General features: G+C 62.8%; 18 protein-coding genes and 1 pseudogene. 18 read left to right on the forward strand and 1 reads right to left on the reverse strand.

Annotated elements, in window-relative coordinates:
* The first annotated feature begins 50 nt into the window (after positions 1 to 50).
* The 15 genes and pseudogenes from FSY45_RS01090 (at position 51) to argA (ending at position 13131) form a co-directional block, all read left to right on the forward strand.
* Positions 51 to 1604, forward strand: coding sequence for a type II and III secretion system protein family protein (locus FSY45_RS01090; RefSeq protein ID WP_148747892.1), 1554 nt, complete (start codon positions 51 to 53; stop codon positions 1602 to 1604).
* Positions 1605 to 1618: 14 nt separating this feature from the next.
* A complete protein-coding gene (locus FSY45_RS01095) occupies positions 1619 to 1936 on the forward strand; it encodes a hypothetical protein (protein ID WP_046462062.1) in 318 nt (105 codons plus the stop codon).
* Between the two features lie 146 nt (positions 1937 to 2082).
* Positions 2083 to 2292 (forward strand): Flp family type IVb pilin, encoded by a 210-nt coding sequence (locus FSY45_RS01100; protein ID WP_046462061.1) that lies wholly within the window; start codon positions 2083 to 2085, stop codon positions 2290 to 2292.
* A gap of 46 nt (positions 2293 to 2338) precedes the next feature.
* Positions 2339 to 2536 (forward strand): Flp family type IVb pilin, encoded by a 198-nt coding sequence (locus FSY45_RS01105; RefSeq protein WP_046462060.1) that lies wholly within the window; start codon positions 2339 to 2341, stop codon positions 2534 to 2536.
* A gap of 99 nt (positions 2537 to 2635) precedes the next feature.
* A complete protein-coding gene (locus tag FSY45_RS01110; RefSeq protein WP_046462059.1) occupies positions 2636 to 3895 on the forward strand; it encodes a Tad domain-containing protein in 1260 nt (419 codons plus the stop codon).
* A 5-nt stretch (positions 3896 to 3900) separates the two neighbouring features.
* Positions 3901 to 4344 (forward strand): TadE/TadG family type IV pilus assembly protein, encoded by a 444-nt coding sequence (locus FSY45_RS01115; RefSeq protein ID WP_046462131.1) that lies wholly within the window; start codon positions 3901 to 3903, stop codon positions 4342 to 4344.
* A complete protein-coding gene (locus tag FSY45_RS01120; protein WP_046462058.1) occupies positions 4341 to 4790 on the forward strand; it encodes a TadE/TadG family type IV pilus assembly protein in 450 nt (149 codons plus the stop codon). Before FSY45_RS01115 ends, FSY45_RS01120 begins: the two co-directional genes overlap by 4 nt.
* A 16-nt stretch (positions 4791 to 4806) precedes the next feature.
* The gene (locus tag FSY45_RS01125) at positions 4807 to 5967 is read left to right on the forward strand and encodes an AAA family ATPase (RefSeq protein ID WP_046462057.1); all 1161 of its coding nucleotides are present in this window, start codon (positions 4807 to 4809) and stop codon (positions 5965 to 5967) included.
* Between the two features lie 29 nt (positions 5968 to 5996).
* A complete protein-coding gene (locus tag FSY45_RS01130) occupies positions 5997 to 7418 on the forward strand; it encodes a CpaF family protein (RefSeq protein ID WP_080944515.1) in 1422 nt (473 codons plus the stop codon).
* A 21-nt stretch (positions 7419 to 7439) separates the two neighbouring features.
* A pseudogene (locus tag FSY45_RS01135) lies at positions 7440 to 8416 on the forward strand (type II secretion system F family protein).
* 27 nt (positions 8417 to 8443) lie between these two features.
* On the forward strand, positions 8444 to 9355 hold the full coding sequence (locus tag FSY45_RS01140) for a type II secretion system F family protein (protein WP_046462056.1): 912 nt from the start codon (positions 8444 to 8446) through the stop codon (positions 9353 to 9355).
* Positions 9356 to 9412: 57 nt separating this feature from the next.
* Positions 9413 to 10306, forward strand: a complete 894-nt coding sequence (locus FSY45_RS01145) for a phosphatase PAP2 family protein (RefSeq protein ID WP_046462055.1) — start codon at positions 9413 to 9415, stop codon at positions 10304 to 10306.
* A gap of 45 nt (positions 10307 to 10351) precedes the next feature.
* A complete protein-coding gene (locus FSY45_RS01150) occupies positions 10352 to 10909 on the forward strand; it encodes a class I SAM-dependent methyltransferase (protein ID WP_046462054.1) in 558 nt (185 codons plus the stop codon).
* Between the two features lie 112 nt (positions 10910 to 11021).
* Positions 11022 to 11480 (forward strand): SRPBCC domain-containing protein, encoded by a 459-nt coding sequence (locus tag FSY45_RS01155; RefSeq protein WP_046462053.1) that lies wholly within the window; start codon positions 11022 to 11024, stop codon positions 11478 to 11480.
* Positions 11481 to 11784: 304 nt separating this feature from the next.
* Entirely contained in the window at positions 11785 to 13131 is a 1347-nt protein-coding gene (gene argA, locus FSY45_RS01160; protein WP_003079639.1) for an amino-acid N-acetyltransferase, read from the forward strand.
* Positions 13132 to 13233: 102 nt separating this feature from the next.
* Here argA and FSY45_RS01165 read toward each other — a convergent pair whose 3' ends face one another.
* Positions 13234 to 14049, reverse strand: coding sequence for a helix-turn-helix domain-containing protein (locus FSY45_RS01165; RefSeq protein ID WP_003067943.1), 816 nt, complete (start codon positions 14047 to 14049; stop codon positions 13234 to 13236).
* A 269-nt stretch (positions 14050 to 14318) separates the two neighbouring features.
* Here FSY45_RS01165 and FSY45_RS01170 point away from each other — a divergent pair, with 269 nt between their 5' ends.
* The 3 genes from FSY45_RS01170 (at position 14319) to FSY45_RS01180 (ending at position 19523) form a co-directional block, all read left to right on the forward strand.
* Positions 14319 to 15998, forward strand: coding sequence for a 2-isopropylmalate synthase (locus FSY45_RS01170; RefSeq protein ID WP_003067944.1), 1680 nt, complete (start codon positions 14319 to 14321; stop codon positions 15996 to 15998).
* A gap of 253 nt (positions 15999 to 16251) precedes the next feature.
* On the forward strand, positions 16252 to 18645 hold the full coding sequence (locus FSY45_RS01175) for an adenosylcobalamin-dependent ribonucleoside-diphosphate reductase (protein WP_046462052.1): 2394 nt from the start codon (positions 16252 to 16254) through the stop codon (positions 18643 to 18645).
* Between the two features lie 230 nt (positions 18646 to 18875).
* Positions 18876 to 19523, forward strand: a complete 648-nt coding sequence (locus FSY45_RS01180) for a dihydrofolate reductase family protein (RefSeq protein WP_046462051.1) — start codon at positions 18876 to 18878, stop codon at positions 19521 to 19523.
* The last annotated feature ends 247 nt before the right edge of the window (positions 19524 to 19770 follow it).

Genomic DNA, 19770 nt, shown 5'->3' on the forward strand with positions numbered 1-19770 from the left:
ACTCAGTGAGGTCGGCCGTGCAACACCATCACCTATATCTGGCAGCTAGCATGCTGCTCGCCAGCTCAGCACCTGTGCTGGCACAGTCCGGGGGCGCTCCTGCCCAGCCCGGCCCGGTGGCCGCAGCCGCTGCGGCAGCCCCCCGCACCACCCTGCCTGCCAGGAACTGCACCGCCATCCATACCGAGGACCCGACGACGGTCACCCTGGGCAAATCCGTGGTCATTCCGCTGAACTCGCCCATGGCGCGCATCCTGGTGAGCGGCCAGACACCGGGAGCCGGCCAGCCCGCTTCGGGCCAGCCACCGATGCAGGTACAGAACGGGATGGGCGATATCGAAGTGCAGCTGCTCAGCCCGCGCGACCTGTTCTTCCGCGGCCGCAAGTCAGGCTCCATGAACGTCATCCTGCAAAACGCCCAGGGCGCCTGCTTCATCAAGGACGTGATCGTCACCATGGACCCGGGACCGCTGCAGGCAAAGCTCAGCGAGCTCATGCCCGAGGAGCGCAGCATCCGCGTCCAGGGCGCCGACAATGCCTTGGTCCTGAGCGGAGAAATCAGCAATCCGCTGCGCCTGGACGATGTGGTGACGCTGGCCGGTGCCTACAGCGACAACAAGAAGATCGTCAACCTGCTGCGCACCACCTCGCCTCACCAGGTAATGCTGGAAGTGAAGATTGCCGAAGTCAGCAAGACCCTGCTCGACAAGCTGGGCTCCAGCCTCAGCGGCCAGCGCATCACCAGCAACGGCCAGAACAGCTACTCCATCCTCTCCAACTTTCTGAGTGGCGGCGGAGGCCTGCTGAACGCCATGCGCATCGGCAGGGGCTCGATCACCATCGATGGTCAGAAGGATGACGGCCTGGTGCGCATCCTGGCCGAGCCCAACATCATGGCCATCAGTGGCCAGCAAGCCAGTTTTCTCTCTGGCGGCAAGATCTTCATTCCGGTCGCTCAGACCAACACCACCGGCGTGCCAGTCATGACGCTGCAGGAAAAGGAGTTCGGCATCGGCGTCAAGTTCACGCCGACCGTGCTCGGCAACTCGCGCGTCAACCTCAAGCTGGTGTCCGAGGTGTCGGATCTGTCGCAGACCGGCTCTCCGTTCACGACCATCAACGGCATCACCTCCGTCATCCCTTCGCTCACGGTACGGCGCGCGGACACCACGGTGCAACTCAATGACGGACAAAGGCTGGTCATTGCGGGCCTCATCAAGAACAACATCACCGAAGCCATCAAGCGCTTTCCGGGACTCGGCGAAATACCCGTGCTGGGTGCGCTGGCCCGCAGCACCGAGTTCCAGACCGACCAGACCGAGCTGATGTTCGTCATCACGCCGCGACTGGTACAGGCACTCGCCGAAGCACCCAGAGTGCCCACCGACAACCACGTGGTGCCTTCGCGCGCCGAGGTCTATCTCAACGGCGCACTGGAGAGCTCCAAGCCCGCCCCCGCAGGCAAGACGGCTCCCGCACCCGCCATGCCTGAAGGCCCAGCGGCATCGATGCCGGCACCCGCCGCAGCGCCCCTGGAACAGCAGCCGCAGGCACCGGCCGAACCCTCGATCGACCGTCCCGCACCCCAGAACCCGCCCACCTGAACCGGAGGCAAGCCATGACCAAACCCAGCTACCTGTTTCCCGTGGCACTCGCCGCCCTGCTGGCAGGGTGCGGCAGCACCACCCCGAACTACGACGCCCGCTTTGGCGAAGCCGTGCGCAGCGCACGCCTGCAGATGACCATAGACCCGCAAGCCGGCAAGACGGCCGGAGTCGGGGTGGACGCAGCGACCGGCATGGACGGGCGCACCACGCACCACAGCATGGAGAGGTACGAACAGAGCTACAAGAGCCCGCCCCAGGCTGTCAACGTCATCAATATCGGCGGCTCGCTGACCAGCAACAACTCCGGCAACAGCGGCGGCACGCCCTGATCGCACCGCCAGACACGGTTTTTCACCATCCTGCAAATCGAGTCCGAAAGGAGCCCTGATCGCACACCGGCCTTGCACGCCAGCCATCGGCCCACCCGCCGACCTTTCGAAACGGTCTTCCATCCATTCACTCTGTGAGGTTCATCATGTCCCATATCGCTCAACAATTTGGCCATTCCCTGCTGTCTTTTGCCCGTGACGATGAAGGTGCACAAGTCGTCGAGTACGCACTGATCATCGCGGTGGTCTCCATTGCGCTGGTCGTCGCCCTCAAGGCGCTGACCTCCTCGGGTGGCGGCTTCAGCTCGTTCATCACCCGCGTCACGAACTGCCTGACAACCTCGACCTGCTCTTGAGCCGGCTCCAGGCAGTCATGGACATACCGCCTTAAAGGAGAAAGCCATGTACTCCATCAACCCATCGGGCCTGCGTCTGCAGCACCTGCTCAGGGACGACGAAGGTGCGCAGGTCGTCGAGTACGCGCTCATCATTGCCGTGGTGTCCATCGCTCTGGTCGTGGCGATTCAGGGCCTGGCCGGCGGCAAGTTTGCGGACTTCGTCACGCGAGTCACCAACTGCCTGACGGGCACCTGCACCTAGCCGCGCCGTCGACGGAGGTCGGCACGACAGCCCCGCTGCCGTGCCGACCGCCTCCGGGCCGCCTTCATTCACCGGTTCTGCAGCCTATGAGAGTCCATCATGAGCACCCGCATTCTTGCCCCGACCCTGGTGCGGCCTGCCAGAAGCCGCAGCCGGCAGCATTCACGGCGCCAGCAGCATGGGGCCATCATCGTCACGGCAGCGCTGGCTCTCCTGTTGCTGCTGGGGTTCATGGGTATCGCGCTGGATTTCGGACGCCTGTTCATCGTCAGGACGGAGCTGCAGACGGCGCTTGACAGCTGCGCGCTGGCCGCAGCGCGCGAGCTCAACAAGCAACCGGATGCCATCAGCCGCGCCGCGAGCGCAGGAGCGGCTGCCGGCAACCTCAATGGTGTGAACCTTCAGTCGGCCAATTGGAGGGGGCAGGGCCAGATCACCGCCGCTGACATCAGCTTCCGCGATGCCAGCTATCTGAGCACCACCAGCGCAACCGCTGCCGTCTATGCGCAGTGCACGCACACCCAATCCAATATCGGCCTGTGGCTGCTGAAGGCTCTGGGGGCCTTCTCCGGCAACAACGCCGGTTTTCCGGGCACCGCCAGTGTCGGCAGCTTTGCCGTGGCGACAAGAGCCAGCGCGCAAAGTGCCTGTCCGATTCCGGTCGCCCTCCAGGCCAAGACGCCGGGAGCCAGCAAACCCGACTACGGCTATGCCCCTGGCGAATGGCTCACCCTGCTGGCCAAGTCGAACGGCGGCAGCACCTTCGGATGGGCCAATCTGGACGGCTCCAACAGTGCCTCCGAGACCACCAATGAGCTCAACGGCCGCTGCGGCAGCAAGCTGGGCGACACCCTGGGCACACCCGGCGTACAGGCTTCCATCGTCGAAGTCTGGAACTACAGGTTCGGCATCTACAAGAACTCCAGCGGCCCCAGCGAGGGGCGGCCCGACTACACCGGCTACATCTACAACACCAGCACCTGGAGCGCCGGCCGCAACGCCTACAACGGCAGCTCGGGCAGCACACCCAACTTTCTCGCCCAGCGCCTGACGTTCACGCCCTGCGGCAACAACCCCTCGCAGTGCGGTCAGCAAGGCGGCGGCTTTTCGTCGGTGGCAACCTCGGCCCAGCACAAGGCCTATGGCGCGGACCGACGCATCGTGACAGTGCCCATTGTCGATGCCGGCCGCAAGGTGGTCGATTTCGCCTGCATGCTCATGCTCGAGCCCATGTCGATCCCGGTGGACGACGTCAAGCTCGAGTACCTGGGCAATGCCAGTGCCTCGGGCAGCCCCTGCACCACCAGCGGACTCGCGGGCGGCACCGCCGGCCCCCTGGTCCCCGTCCTCGTGAGGTGAACGCCATGCGCAAGCACCACAGACAACAAGGGGTGGAGCTGGTGGAGCTGGCCCTGATCCTGCCTTTCCTGCTCCTGCTGAGCATGCTGGTCGTCGAGTTCGGCCGCGCGCTGTACGAGTACAACACGGTGACCAAGTCGGTACGGGACGCAGTGCGCTATCTCTCGGTCCAGTTGCCCAACACCGGCTGCAGCCAGGCCCAGAACCTGGTGGTGTACGGCCAGACTACTGCGGGCACCACACCGCTGGCCCCCGGTCTGAACACCGCAGCCGTGAGCTGCTCCTGGCAGACCAGCGGAACCTATCCACTGATCAATACCGTCACCGTGACCGTCACCGGATACCGCTTCCGCTCCATGACGGCCAGCGTTTTCGGCCTGCGTCTGGGGGATGCCAACGGTGGCCTGACGCTGAGCAACATTGCCGCCACGATGAGGACACAGACATGAAAGCCCCAAGTCACACCCATCACGAGCGCGGTGCCACCATCGTCGAGTTTGCCCTGGCTCTGCTGGTCTTCCTGATGTTTCTGTTCGGGATCATGGATTTCAGCCGCATGCTGTTCACCTGGGTCGCGGCCAACGAGGCCGCGCGTGCCGGGGCTCGGTATGCCGCGGTCTGCGACGACACCTCCCAGCAGGCCAAGGTGCTCGCGCGCATGCAGGCCCTGCTTCCCCAGGTCAGCAGCATCAATGTCAGCTGGGCTCCCACAGGCTGCACTGCGGCAAGCTGCCAAAGCGTGACCGTCGCCATCACGGGACTGAAATTCCAATGGATCTCGCCCATCGCGGGCCAGGGCCTGCAAGCGGCCATCCCCATGCCCGGCTTCTCCAGCACGCTTCCCCGGGAGGTCATGCGCCAGGACATCAACAGCAGCACGGCCTGCTCAAGCTAACCAGGGGTGCCACACCATGAAAATCGCCATCATCTCTCCCAACACCACCCATCTCCAGGAGATGGCCCGCGTGCTGCAGGCGCAATCGCACCAGGTTCAGACCTTCGAGGGCGGCAAGACGCGCATGCCCTCGATTGCCGAGCAGCACCGTCCCGACCTGATGATCGCCGACGGCATGTGCTGCGATCCGGCAGACCTTGCGCCGGTGGAGCATGTGACCACGCATCAGCCGCACATCGCCGTCATCTTGCTGTGCGCGCAGCAGACGCCCGAGTTTCTGCTTCAGTCCATGCGTGCCGGAGTCCGGGAAGTGCTGACCTCGCCGGCTTCGCATCAGGCGCTGCTGGATGCAGTGCAGCGCATCACCGCCAAATTGCAGCACCACGCGGCAGACCGCCGCCAGGGTCAGGTCATGGCCCTGTTGCCCTGCAAGGGAGGCAGCGGAGCCACCTTCCTGACCAGCAACCTCGGATGGATGCTGGCACGCAGGCACTCGGTCCTGCTCATCGACCTCAACCTTCAGTTCGGCGACACCCTGGCCTATCTGCACGAATCCAAGCCGGTCTCCACCCTGGCCGATGTGGCGCGCGACATCCATCGCCTCGACGCCTCCTTTCTGACAGCCAGCACCGTCAAGGTCACGCCTCAGCTGCATGTGCTTGCGGCCCCCGAAAACGCCATGCATGCCATGGAGGTGGAGCCGCTGCACGTGGATGCCATCCTCCAGCTCGCAGCCGCGCACTACGACTTCGTCCTGATGGACATGGGACGTGTGCTCGATCCGCTGGCACTGCGGGTTCTCGACAGGGCGCAGCTGATCGTGCCGGTGCTGCTGCCGAATGTGCCGGCAGTGCGCAATGCGCAGAAGCTGCTTCACATGTTCCGCGATCTGGGCTATCCCGAAAGCCGGCTGCATCCGGTACTGAACCGCGTCGACCGGCGCAGCGAGATCGGCCTGCCAGAAGTGCGCAAGGCACTGGGCCTGGAGCAGCAATGGCGCAGCATTCCGGATGCCGCACCCGAAGTGCAGGCGACCATCAATGCGGGACTGCCGCTGGCCGAGACCAGCCGCAACAGCCCCGTGGTCCGAGAACTGGGAGCCTGGGCCGACGCGCTGTCGCCCCAGATCCGGGAAGACAGCAACGGCTTCTTGAACCGGCTCTTCCGCCGGGCATGAGCCATCCCTCAGCGCACAAGGAGATCGTCATGTCCCTCAGAGATTTCTTGGCCACGTCAGCGACCCGCGCCTCCAAGCCGCCGCTGCAGGTTGTTTCGGATACAGCTGACACGCCCGAGGCAACCACCCCGCAAGCCGCTGCGGCTGAGCCGCCTGCTCCCCACTACGGGCACTCTGCGGCCTATCTGACGCTCAGGACGCGCATTCATTCCAAGCTGCTGGAGCGCTTCGATCTGGCGGCGCTGGAGTCGGTGCCCACACCGACCTTGCAGCAGGAGATTGCCGTCATGACCGAACGCCTGCTGGAGGAGGACGCCGCAGTCGTCAACGATCTGGAACGAAGGCTGCTGATCCGCGACATCCAGCACGAAATGCTGGGCTTCGGCCCCCTGGAGCTGCTGATGACCGACCCGGCGATCTCCGACATCCTGGTCAACCGCCACGACCAGATCTATGTGGAGCGCCTGGGTCGGCTGGAACTCACGCCCGTGGTCTTCACGGACGACAAGCATCTGCTGCGCATCATCGACAAGATCGTCTCTCGCATCGGCCGGCGCATCGACGAGTCCAGCCCCATGGTCGATGCCCGCCTGCCCGACGGATCGCGGGTCAATGCCGTCATCCCGCCCGTGGCCCTGGACGGCCCCATGATGTCGATCCGCCGCTTTGCGCGCATTCCGCTTCGCATGGAGAACCTGATCCAGGATCTCAAGAGCCTGACGCCGGGAATGGCCCTGACTCTGGAGGCCCTGGCCAAGGCCAAGGTGAACATGATCATCTCCGGGGGAACGGGCGCCGGCAAGACGACGCTGCTCAACATCCTATCGGGCTACATTCCTGCCGAGGAACGCGTGGTCACCATCGAGGACGCCGCCGAACTGCAGCTACAGCAGCCTCATGTGGTGCGCATGGAAACGCGCCCGCCCAATATCGAAGGACGCGGCGAGATCACCCAGCGTTCGCTGGTGCGCAACGCGCTGCGCATGCGCCCGGACCGCATCATCATCGGTGAAGTCCGGGGCGCCGAGGCTGTGGACATGCTGCAGGCCATGAATACCGGCCACGAAGGCTCTCTGACAACCATCCACGCCAACACTCCGCGCGACTCGCTGGCGCGTCTGGAGAACATGGTCGGCATGGCCGGCCTGAATCTGCCGCACCAGGCCGCGCGCCAGCAGATTGCCTCGGCCATCACGGTGATCGTGCAGGTACTTCGGCTGACGGATGGCAAGCGCAAGATCACCAGCATCCAGGAGATCACCGGGATGGAAGGCGATGTGGTCACCATGCAGGAGATCTTTGCCTTCACCCAGACCGGCGTCGGAGCCGGCGGCGAAGTGCAGGGCTATTTCCATGCCACGGGCGTCAGACCCAAGTTCGCCGACCGGCTCAAAGGCTTCGGCATTGCGCTGCCCGACAGCATCTTCTCTCCAGAGCGCCACTATCAATGAACTCGGCAAAGAGGTGCTGTCATGCTGTCCTTTTTCTCGTCCCACTCGATCCTGGTGATCGTCGCGCTGGTCTTTGCCGCCATGTTGCTGCTGCTCGAAGGCGTCCACCTGGTCTGGAAGCAATACAAGAGTCCGGAGGCAAAGCGGCTTGAACGCCGGCTCAGGGCCCTGTCTGCCGCCGACGACCAAAGCAATCCGACCAAACTCGTCAAGGAGCGCGTGCTCAGCGACTTGCCCAGGATGCAGCGTGTGCTGCAAAGCATGCCGCGAGCCCACCAGCTGGACCGCGTGATCGTCCAGTCGGGACTGGAATGGACAGTTTCCGGCCTGCTGCTGGCCATCGGGATGCTGTTCTTCCTGGGAGCACTGACGGCCAGCATGTTCCACCTGCCCATGGAGCTGGCCTTGCTCGCAGGGGGCGTGCTGGGCGGCCTGCCCTGGATCTACCTGCAGCGCAAACGCAGTCAGCGTCTAGGACAGCTGGAGCGCCAGATCCCCGAGGCGCTGGATCTGATCGCGCCGGCCACGCTTTTTCGGCCGGCCTGCAGATGGCAGGAGAAGAGCTGTCCGAACCCATCGCCGGCGAGTTCCGCCTGGTGCACGACGAGATCAACTACGGGACATCGCTGCAGCAGGCACTGAACAATCTGGGGGAAAGAATACCGATCACCGATCTGCGCTACTTCATCGTTGCCGTGCTGATACAGCGCGAATCCGGCGGCAACCTCACGGAGATGCTGAGCAATCTGAGCCGCCTGATCCGCGAACGGCTCAAGCTCCACGCCAAGATCCGCGTTCTCTCCTCCGAAGGCCGCATGTCGGCATGGATCCTGGGTCTCATGCCATTTGCCCTGGCGGCCCTGCTCAATGTGGTGAACCCGGAGTTCATGTCCACGCTGTGGACCGATCCCATCGGCATCGTCATATTGCAATGGCTGGCCGGACTCATGGTGATCGGTTTGTTCATGCTGCGGCGCATTGTCCGCATACGGGTATGAGTGCACACGAACTTCAAGGAGTCCGCCATGTTAATCGTCGCCCTGCTCACTTTTCTTGCCGTCATGCTGGCTGCAGGGGCCTTGTTCTTCTGGGTGACGCCCACGGTCACCGAACAGCGCCTGCAAGAGCTCAGCCCGGCCCCTCTGTCCGGCGGCTGGACAGAAACGGCCGTCAAGCTGGTGGGACCGTTCGCGCAGCTGTCCTCTCCCACCGCAGACAATGACGCCAGCCCACTGCGCCTGCGCTTTCTGAATGCAGGCATTCGCCATGAGAACGCGCCCTTGCTGTATTTCGGCACGAAGACGCTTCTGCCCCTGGTGATGATGTTCCTGGTCTATTCGCTGCTGCTGGCACAGGGTACGACAGACAATCTGCAGCTCCTGCTCTACCCTCTGGTCACCGGTCTTGCGGCCTGCTATGTGCCCAATCTGGTGTTGCGCTGGATGGCTGCGCGCCGCAAACGCGAGATCTTCGAGAACTTCCCCGATGCCGCGGACCTCATGCTGGTCTGCGTGGAAGCCGGAATGGGGCTGGATGCGGCCCTGGGCAAGGTGACGACCGAGATCCGCATCAAGAGCGAAGCCCTGGCCCAGGAGCTTCACTGGACCAATCTGGAGATGCGTGCAGGCAGCACCCGCGAGAAGTCTTTGCGCAACCTGGCCGCCCGCACCGGAGTGGACGAGATTCACGCCTTCACTGCCATGCTGACGCAGGCGGACCGCTTCGGCACCAGCATCGGCGACTCCATCCGCGTGTTCTCCGACGATCTGCGCCACAAGCGTCAGATGCGCGCCGAGGAGCTTGCCGCCAAGATCCCCACCAAGATGCTGCTGCCACTGGTGACGTGCATCTTTCCCGCCATCGTGATGGTGGTGCTGGGCCCGGCCATCATCAGACTGCTGCGCATGGTGCTGCCCATGATCGCGGGCAGCGCCTAGGGCGCCGCGCGCCCCTCGACAAACCTTGGCCGAATGGTTCAAACCGGGGAGTTTGCGATGAACTTGATGCAGGGAACCATCAGTGACCGGCAGCGGATCAGTCCCCGGAAACTCGCACCCGTTGTCTTCCTGGCGGCCCTGGCGCTGGCAGAAGCCTTATGGCTGCGCGTCCATCCGCTGGTCTTTTCCGGCACCGAGCCGGTGTTCTGGACCACATTGGTTCTTCTGGGCATCAGCTGGATCTACGGATCTTCGGGGCGCAGCCTGGCGTTATCCGAGATGTCTTTCTACGCGGCCCTGTGGATCGTGACGGCACTGATCGGGGCGATACTGACCTATCTCTTCGCAAGCCTGAACCTGCCCCTGCTCGATGCCCGGTTCACCAGACTGGATCAGGCCCTGGGCTTCAACTGGCGCGCCTTCTATGACTTCGTCCAGCAACACCCGCTTCTCAGAGCCCTGCTCACCCTGGCCTATTACAGCGGGCTGCTGCAAGTCTTTTTCTCCATCATCTATCTCTCGCACAGCGGCAGAAGCGACAGAAACGAGGAGCTGTGGTGGGCGTCCTCCATCGCCCTGATGCTGACAGCCTTGCTTTCGGGCCTGCTGCCTGCGGGAGGCACTCTTTTCTTTCACTCCATCGGTCTGGAGAACGCCGTGCATCTTCCTCACTTCATGGCACTCAGGGATGAAAGCCTGCGCGAGTTCGCATTCGGGGATCTGAAAGGCATTGTTACCTTCCCCTCCTATCACACGACCATCGCCTTGCTGCTCATCCACGCCTACCGTCAGCTCGGGCTTTTTCGCGGGGTGCTTGCATTGAACGTCCTGATGCTGATCTCCACTCCCATCAACGGCGGGCACTATCTGGTGGACATGCTCGGCAGCGGCGTTGTTACCGTTATTTCCATCTATCTGACGAGGCGCATTCAATATCTCCTGCAGCAGTGAATTCCAACTCATCCGCACAATGGGCCAGAACAGGGAGAGTTCTGAATGAAAAACAGATTATGCAACTTCATGCTGCTGAACGAAGTGATCCGGTCGCCCCGCGAGATCGGAGCCCTGTGCCCCAGTTCAGAGCGACTGGGCAACACCATGGCCTCTCTGGTGGGGGACGCGGACGAGGGCCTGGTGGTGGAGCTGGGTGCAGGAACGGGTGTCATCACGGAGTCACTGCTGCGCAGCGGCATCGCTCCCGGCAGGCTGGTGATCATTGAAAAGTCCTCCTCGTTCGCCAGCTACCTGTCCGAGCGATTCCCGCAGATCAGCGTTTTTCATGCCGATGCCGGTGACTGGCCGTCGATTCTCGGACGCTCGGCGGTCAAGACCGTTGTCTCCGGCCTGCCACTGCGTTCCCTGCCCCATCAGGCGGTACACAGGATCACCGACACCTGGGCCCGCTCGCTGACCTGCGATGGCCGCGTGATCCAGTTCACCTATTCGCTGTTTGGAGCGTCCGCCTGGCAGAACGCCGGCCTGAAGCGCATCGACCGCGAAACCGTGTGGGGCAATCTGCCACCGGCCAGGGTGGAGGTGTTCTCACGCCCCTGAGCCCGCGCTGCCGCAGCCTGCTGTGCCTGCCGTTCCGAGGGTAACTGCTGCCTGGCTGATGCCGATCTGTCGGTATCGTTGAGACTTCTGATTCCACAAGGAGACCGGGGCCATGGTGGACATTGTTCATAGGATTGGCATCCGAGCGCCTGTCGGCGATGTGATGCAGGCGATCTCGACCGCTGCGGGCATCGCCGGCTGGTGGAGCCGGGAGACGAGCGCCGATGCCGGGTCCGAAGACGCGATCAGGGCGCGCTTCACGAACCAGGCCGGTGAGGTGCTCGGGCAGATAGGCTTCGATCTCGTCGGGCCGGAGGCGGAACACCGTGTGCGCTGGCGCTTCACGCACGGGCCCGAAGAATGGACAGGAACAGAGGCAACGTTCGAGCTGAGCACGCAGGATGGGTACACCATTCTCGTGTTCGGCCACAGGAACTGGAGCGAAACCGTGGAGTTCACCGCGCATTGCAGCATGAAATGGGCCGTCTTCCTGCTCAGTCTCAAAGCGTTTGCAGAGACCGGCAAGGGCAGCCCCTCGCCCGACGACACCAAGATCGACAACTGGAACTAGCGCTCCAGCACCCACCGGAGCGATGCCCGTAGGCACCTGCGCCCGCCCCATCCTGCCAGCAAGGCCATGCCCGAAGCGTCCTCGCTGGGCTTTCGGCTTGGCTGCGCAAGGCGCTGTCCGGCTGCGGTCCTCATTTTTTGAAAACATCCCGTCAAAAAAGCCACAAACTGTGCGATCAGCGCGCATAAAACCCGGCGGCAATGAGCCCAGGCACGCTAGTAAACGCTACACTTTGCGCCGCAGGCCTGCGTGATCCCCAACGCAGGCCTTTTTTTCCCGCTTTTCGAGGTTTTCGCGCACTGCCATGTCCACCGTCTTCAATTTCACCTTTGTTCCCTGGTTCCGGTCCGTGGCTCCCTATATCCACAAGTTCCGACACCAGACCTTTGTGGTGGGTCTGACCGGTGAAGCCATCGATGCGGGCAAGCTCAGCTCCATCGTCCAGGACCTGGCCATGATCCAGGCCATGGGCGTCAAGATCGTGCTGGTGCACGGCTTTCGTCCCCAGGTCAACGAGCAGTTGCGCCTCAAGGGCCAGGAGCCGCGTTATTACAACGGCATGCGTGTCACCGACTCCATTGCGCTGGACTGTGCCCAGGAAGCGGCCGGCCAGCTGCGCTACGAGATCGAGGCCGCCTTCAGCCAGGGACTGCCCAACACGCCGATGGCGGGTGCACGCGTGCGCGTGATTTCGGGCAACTTCCTCACCGCCCGTCCCGTTGGCATTGTCGACGGCGTGGACTTCATGCATTCCGGTCTGGTTCGCAAGGTCGATGTGGAAGGCATTCGCAGCGCGCTGGACTCCGAAGCCATGGTGCTGGTCTCGCCCTTCGGCTTCTCGCCCACGGGCGAGGCCTTCAACCTCAGCATGGAAGAAGTGGCCACCCGCGTGGCCATCGAACTCAAGGCCGACAAGCTGCTGTTCCTGACCGAAGTGCCCGGCGTGCGCATGGACCCCAGCGGCCCGGCCGACGAGAACAATCCCATCGATACCGAGCTGCCGCTGGACGCCGCGCGCCGCCTGCTGGCCCAGCTCCCTCCTGCACAGCAGCCGACCGATGTGGGCTTTTATCTGCAGCACTGCGTACGAGCCTGCGAGCATGGCGTGGAGCGCAGCCATATCCTGCCCTTCTCGACCGACGGAGCGCTGCTGCTGGAGATCTATGTGCACGACGGCATAGGCACCATGGTCATCGACGAAAAGCTCGAAGAACTGCGCGAGGCCACGATCGACGACGTGGGCGGCATCATTCAGCTTATCGAGCCCTTCGAGCGCGACGGCACGCTGGTCAAGCGCGACCGCACCGAGATCGAACGCGATATCGCCAGTTACACCGTGATCGAACACGATGGCGTGATCTTCGGCTGCGCCGCCCTGCACCCCTACCTGGAGGCGAAGACCGCCGAAATGGCCGCCGTCACCGTCTCTCCCAAGAGTCAGGGCACGGGAGACGGCGAAAAGCTGCTCAAACGCATCGAACAACGCGCCCGCGCCCTGGGTTGCGAAACCATGTTTGTGCTGACCACGCGCACCATGCACTGGTTCATCAAGCGCGGCTTTCAGCCTGTCGAGCCCGAATGGCTGCCCGAGGCCCGCAAGGCCAAGTACAACTGGGGCCGCAAGAGCCAGGTGCTGGTGAAGAAGCTCTAATCCACCTTCACTATTAAAAATAGCTTCCGGCGCTTGATAAACCAGCGTTGGAAGCTATTTTCGGAGCAAAAGATCTTGATGCGGCAGGCGTTGCAAGAACGGCTAAGGCCGCGTAGCCCGGCCTGCCGACGCAACAAACTCCGATGGCGGGCGGCCGAACTGGCGGCGAAACGCAGCCGTGTATGCGCTATGGCTTTCATAGCCGCTTTCCAGTGCCACGGTCGTGATGGCCATGCCCTGCAGCAACTGGGGGATGGAAGCCATCAGGCGCATCTGCTGATACCACCTGCCCCAGTTCATTCCGGTGCTTTTCAGAAAGCGGCGATGCAGCGTCTTGGGCGTGAGCGCGTGCTGCCGCGCCAGGGCTTCCACCGTGGTGCGCTGCGCCGGTGCACTCAGCATGCTCTCGCAGATACGTCGCATCAGCGCATCCTGGGGCCAGGGCAGGTAATACGGCAGCGGGGCCAGGGCGCTGAGTTCCTCCAGCAGCAAACTGCCCAGCAAGGCATCGCGCGGCCTATGCGGCCCCTCGTGGGGCAATGCCACCAGAGCTGTCATCAGCTCGCGCACCAGCGGCGCGACATGCAGCACGCCGTCCCGGGCCGGCAGCTGTGCGGACCAGGCCTCGTCGACGAACAGGCCATAGGCCCGCACCGCCGTGGTCGCCGTGATCCCGTGCAGCATGCCCGGGCGTAGCCACACTGCCGTGGTCGGCGGAACCAGCCATTGGCCGCTGGGGGACTCGACCAGCAACACACCTTCAGACGCATAGATGAGATGGCCACGCGCATGGCTGTGCTGCGGCACCACATGGCCGGGCGGATAGCGCTGCTCCACGCCCGTAACAGGCAGCGAAGAGGCCTGGGCATGCTGCAGATCCAGCGCATGCGCACCATGTTCGGGGGAAGCAAAACCCATGAGATGTCCAAATTTCTACAACAAATGAATATCTATCGATAGAAGTCTATACCTCTGGCGACATAAAGTAGCCGCATTGCCTCCATCAAGCACCTTGCCGTGAAACACCGCCACCCGCTTTCGCTACGCCTACTGACTCTGACATCTGGTCGGGGTCCGCATGCACGCGTTCGCGCATGGTCCCATCCTGGTCTTCCCAGACCCCGGCCTTAGCCAGCCCCATCCGGGCAGGGAGACCAGGTGATCGTTTCTTCAACTCCAAGGTCTCTATGCTGGCTGATCCCTCTACCAAATACCGCGCATTTCCCGTTGTGGACTTGCCCACCCGCCAATGGCCTGCCCGTACGTTGACCCAAGCGCCCGTATGGCTTTCGACCGATTTGCGCGACGGCAACCAGGCGCTGTTCGAACCCATGAACCGCGAGCGCAAGCTGCGGCTGTTCGAGGAGCTGGTCGCCATCGGTTTCAAGGAAATTGAAATCGGCTTCCCCTCCGCTTCGCAGACCGACTTCGACATCGTGCGCCACCTCATCGAAGCGCAACTGATTCCGCACGACGTCACACCCATGGTCATCACCCAGCTGCGTGAGGACCTGATTGCCACCACGGTGCGCAGCGTGGCCGGCGCACGCCGCGTGATCGTGCATCTGTACAACGCCGTGGCACCGGCCTTCCGCGAAATCGTCTTTGGCATGGAAGTGCCGCAGATCATTGCCATGGTGGAGCACCATGTACGCCACCTCAGGCAACTCACCGAGCAGCACCCCGAAACCGAATGGGTGCTGCAGTACTCCCCGGAAACCTTTTGCATGGCCGAGCTGGACGTTTCCCTGGCCGTGTGCAATGCCGCCATTGCAGCCTGGGATGCCGGTCCTAAGCGCCCCATGATCATCAACCTGCCGACCACGGTGGAGGTTTCCACCGCCAATGTGTTTGCCGACCAGATCGAATGGATGGACCGGCGTCTGGCACGGCGCGAGCACATCACGCTTTCGGTACACCCCCACAACGACAGAGGCACCGGCGTGGCCTGTGCCGAGCAGGCCCTGCTGGCCGGCGCCCAGCGTGTGGAAGGCTGTTTGTTCGGCAACGGCGAGCGCAGCGGCAATGTGGATCTGGTGACGCTGGCCCTGAACCTCTACACCCAAGGCATTGCTCCGGGCCTGGATTTCTCCGACATCGCTGCCGTGGCACGCATTGCCGAAGCTTCGACGGCCCTGCCCATACATCCGCGCCACCCCTATGTGGGCGACCTGGTGTTCACGGCATTTTCCGGCTCACACCAGGATGCGATTGCCAAGGGCTTTGCGACGCAACAACCCAACGCCCCGTGGCGCGTACCCTATCTGCCCATAGACCCGCAGGACCTGGGACGAACCTATGACAGCATCGTGCGCGTCAACAGCCAGTCCGGCAAGGGCGGTATTGCTTTCCTGCTGCAGAAGGACAGGGGCATCACCATGCCGCGGCGCATGCAGATCGAGTTCAGCGCCATTGTCCAGGCCTGGGCCGACAGCAGCGAAACCGAACTTAGCAGCGCACAGATCTGGGAGCTGTTTGAAGCCACCTACCTGCATGCCCAAGCCGGTTCTCGGTCACTGCGTTATGAAAGCCACCGCCTGTTCGACAGCCCGCAAGGCCAGGGTATCGAACTGCACTGGCACGACGCCAACGGGCAACCCAGGCTGCGCAGCGGCATCGGCAACGGCCCTATTGCAGCCACCGTCGCTGCACTGGAGTTGCCGCTGCGCATCGACAGCTACGAAGAGCGCAGCCTGGGCAACGGCGCCGACGCCTGCGCCGTTGCCGTCATCGAAGCCGCATGGCCTGGCGTGCCCGGCTCACGGTTTGGCGTAGGCATGCACGCGAACATCGTCACCGCATCAGTGATGGCGGTCGTGAATGCCGCTGCGCGCTTTGAGGGGGACATGATTCAGACCCGCGCGTAGCCTTCGATAGATCGTTGCGTCTCCCTCTTGTCGGCCGATACCGTTTGAAGCTCGGCCTGCGCGGTGCCCTGCCTCATACGCCGCCCCGGTCTTTTCCGTCTATTTTCGGCGGGTCTGTCACAATTTTGGGGCGGGCCCGTTCTGGCGATGGAGGCTTCTGGCCACTTGGTGCATCGCCGATGTTGCGCTGCATCACAGCACCACCAAACAGTCTGGGCTACAAAGTCAGCATCCGATTAGCATGAGGCATGCCATGAACACACTCCCTCCTCAGGCCATCAGCCAGGATGTGCTGGCCGAAAAATATCTGGCCGACGGCGAGCAATCCGAACAAGACCTGTTTGCCCGCGTGGCACGAGCCCTGGCAGCTGTTGAAAAGCCTGAGCTTCAGACGCATTGGGAGCAACAATTCCTGGCCAATCTGCAGCGCGGTGCCATCGGTGCCGGCCGCATCATGGCAGCTGCTGGGCTTGATACCAAGGCCACGTTGATCAACTGCTTTGTGCAACCCGTCGCCGACGCCACCAATGGTTTCGACAGCCAGGGCAACCCCGGCATCTACACGGCGCTTTCTCAGGCGGCCGAGACCATGCGCCGTGGTGGTGGCGTGGGTTATGACTTCTCCAACCTGCGGCCGCGCGGCGCGCTGGTGCGCGGCACCAACTCCTTTGCATCGGGCCCCTGCTCCTTCATCGATGTCTTCGATGCATCCTGCACCACGGTGGAATCGGCCGGTGCGCGCCGCGGAGCCCAGATGGGCGTGCTGCGCATCGACCACCCCGACGTGCTGGAGTTCATCACCGCCAAGCGACAAAAGGGGCGCTGGAACAATTTCAATGTCTCTGTGGGCGTGAGCAGCGCCTTCATGCAGGCGGTCAGGGACGATGCAGAATGGGAGCTGGTGCATGTCGCCAGTCCCAGCGAGGCACAGATGCAGGCCGGTGCCCATCGCCGCGACGATGGTCTCTGGGTCTATCGCAGCCAGCCTGCGCGCACGCTCTGGGACGCCATCATGCGCTCGGCCTATGACTTTGCCGAGCCTGGCATTCTGTTCCTCGACAACATCAATGCCGACAACAACCTCTGGTATGCCGAGCAGATTGCTGCCACCAATCCCTGTGGCGAGCAACCCCTGCCGCCTTACGGCTGCTGCGATCTGGGCCCGGTCATACTCACGCGCTTTGTGCGCGAGGCGTTCACACCGCAGGCCTTCTTCGACCTGGAAGCCTTTCGCGCCGCCGTCGCGGTTCAGGTGCGCATGCTGGACAATGTGCTGGACGCCACCGTCTGGCCGTTGCCCGAGCAGCAGCGCGAGGCACAGCAAAAGCGCCGCATCGGCGTGGGCTTCACGGGGCTGGGAGACGCCCTGATTCTGCTGGGCCTGCATTACGCCAGCGATGCTGGCCTGCAGCAGGCCGCATCAATAGCCCGTGCCATGCGCGATGCGGCTTATGCCGCGTCGGTGGAGCTGGCACGGGAAAAAGGTGCCTTCCCTCTGTTCAACGCCAAGCAGTATCTGAAAAGCGGCTTTGCCAAACGCTTGCCCAAGGAGCTGCGCGCTACCATCAAAAAACATGGGCTGCGCAACAGTCATCTGCTGTCCATCGCCCCCACGGGCACGGTATCACTGGCCTTTGCCGACAATGCGTCCAACGGCATCGAGCCGGCCTTCTCGTGGACCTATACGCGCAAAAAGCGCACGGCCAACGGCGGAGAGCAGTTCTACACTGTGCAAGATCACGCCTACCGCCTCTACAAGGCCTTGCACGGCGACGATGCCCCGCTGCCCGAGTGCTTTGTCAGCGCCCTGGAGCTGAGCGCCAGCGAGCATGTGGCCATGATGCGCTGCGTCCAGCCCTTTATCGACACTTCGATTTCCAAGACCGTCAACATCCCGGCCGACTATCCGTTCGAGGACTTCAAGCACCTCTATATGGAGTGCTGGGAGGTCGGCCTCAAAGGCTGTGCCACCTACCGTCCCAACGACACGCTGGGCGCGGTTCTGTCTACCGATTCAGCCCCCGCCCCCTCTCAAGCGCCTACCGGTAAATCGCAGGCTGCAATCAACTCGGTTAGCAGCAGCGGCATGACGGCCGTGATCGAGCGCCGCCCCGAGGGTCCGCTCAATGCCGTGGTGGACAAGATCGAGTATTTCACACATGACGGCATACGGCGTCTCTATCTGGTCGTCAGTTTCATGGTGGTCGACGGTGTGGAGCGTCCCATCGAATTCTTCATGCCCGTGGGCCAGACCGGGGAAAGCCAGCAATGGATCACGGCCACCATGCGCAGCTTGAGCCTGGCCGCGCGTGGCGGCTTTCTCGACAAGGCCCTGGCCGATCTGCGCAAAGTGGCCTGGGATCGCGGCCCGGTGCGCTACGGCAACAGGACGCGTGACGACGGCAGCCGCATCCCGCTCTGGCATGACAGCGAAGTGGCGCTGCTGGCCTATGCGATTCAAAGCATCATCGCCAATCGCGGCCTGCCCCAGCCGGCGCCCAGCACGGCGGCTACGCCGGCATCTCCGCCCGAGAACAATGCCCCAGTCAGCGGTCAAAAGTGTCCCGACTGCGGAGCACATGCCATGATCAAAAAAGATGGCTGTCAGTTCTGTACCGCCTGCGGTTTTGTGGGGTCATGCGGTTGAAAAATGGATAGCTTGAGTCGCGATCAAGCTGAGCAGTGCGATGGATGACTGAGTCCGCAGCAGCAGCGTCCATTCAGGTGGCTACCCAAAGCAGCGGTCAGACGCGACTTCGGACCCAACACCCTGAGCTCAACAATGCGACGGGTGACCGAGGCATGTGGAAACGCTAAGTACAGACGTTGATATCGAGGCCATCGTTCATCGCTCTCTAACCTGAAAGGTGTTCCGTCATGAAAGTCAAAGTCCTCTGCTTCGGCATCTCGCTGGACGGTTACTCCGCCGGCCCCAACCAGGATTTGCAGAACCCGCTCGGCGTCGGTGGACCTGAGATCCTTGAGTGGTTCTTCCCCACCCAAGTCTTTCAGCGCATGCATGGGGGGTCTCAGATCGGCGAAACAGGTGTCGACAATCAGATGGCCGAACGCTCCTTCGAGAACATCGGCGCGTGGATTCTGGGGCGCAATATGTTCGGACCGATACGCGGCCATTGGCCCGACGAAAGCTGGAAGGGCTGGTGGGGCGATGAGCCGCCCTATCACGTGCCCGCATTTGTCCTGACCCACCACGCGCGGCCCTCGCTGCGCATGCAGGGAGGCACTGATTTTCACTTCGTCACGGATGGCATTGCATCGGCGCTGGCGCAAGCCAAGACAGCCGCAGGTGATCGCGATATTCGCATTGGCGGCGGCGTAGCCACCGTGCGACAGTTCCTGCAGGCGCGACTGGTCGATGAGATTCACCTCGCTGTACGTCCTCTGTTGATGGGGTCCGGCGAAAACCTCTGGCAAGGCTTGGACATGCGCGCTCTGGGCTATGAGGTCGCCGAAGTGAGGCAGGGCGAACGAGCCATGCATGTGATGGTGCACAAACAAGCCTAACACCTGAAAACCGGGTCGCACTTGATACCACAGGCGTACTCCTGGCTGCCCGGACTGTTCAAGCCCGTGGACCTGACACTTGTGACGCTCATGTTCCAACCGCGATGGCCAGCGGCAGTCGTATCCAGGACGCTTGCTTAACGCTTGGCTTCGGAAGTCGAAAAAGATGACCGACTGGAACGATAGGCCAGATCGGTGCTGCAAGTGGCCTCAGTCGTAGACGTCACATACCTCACCAATGGCGAGG

The organism is Comamonas sp. Z1, assembly GCF_008121555.1.
GTDB classification, from domain to species: domain Bacteria; phylum Pseudomonadota; class Gammaproteobacteria; order Burkholderiales; family Burkholderiaceae_C; genus Comamonas; species Comamonas thiooxydans.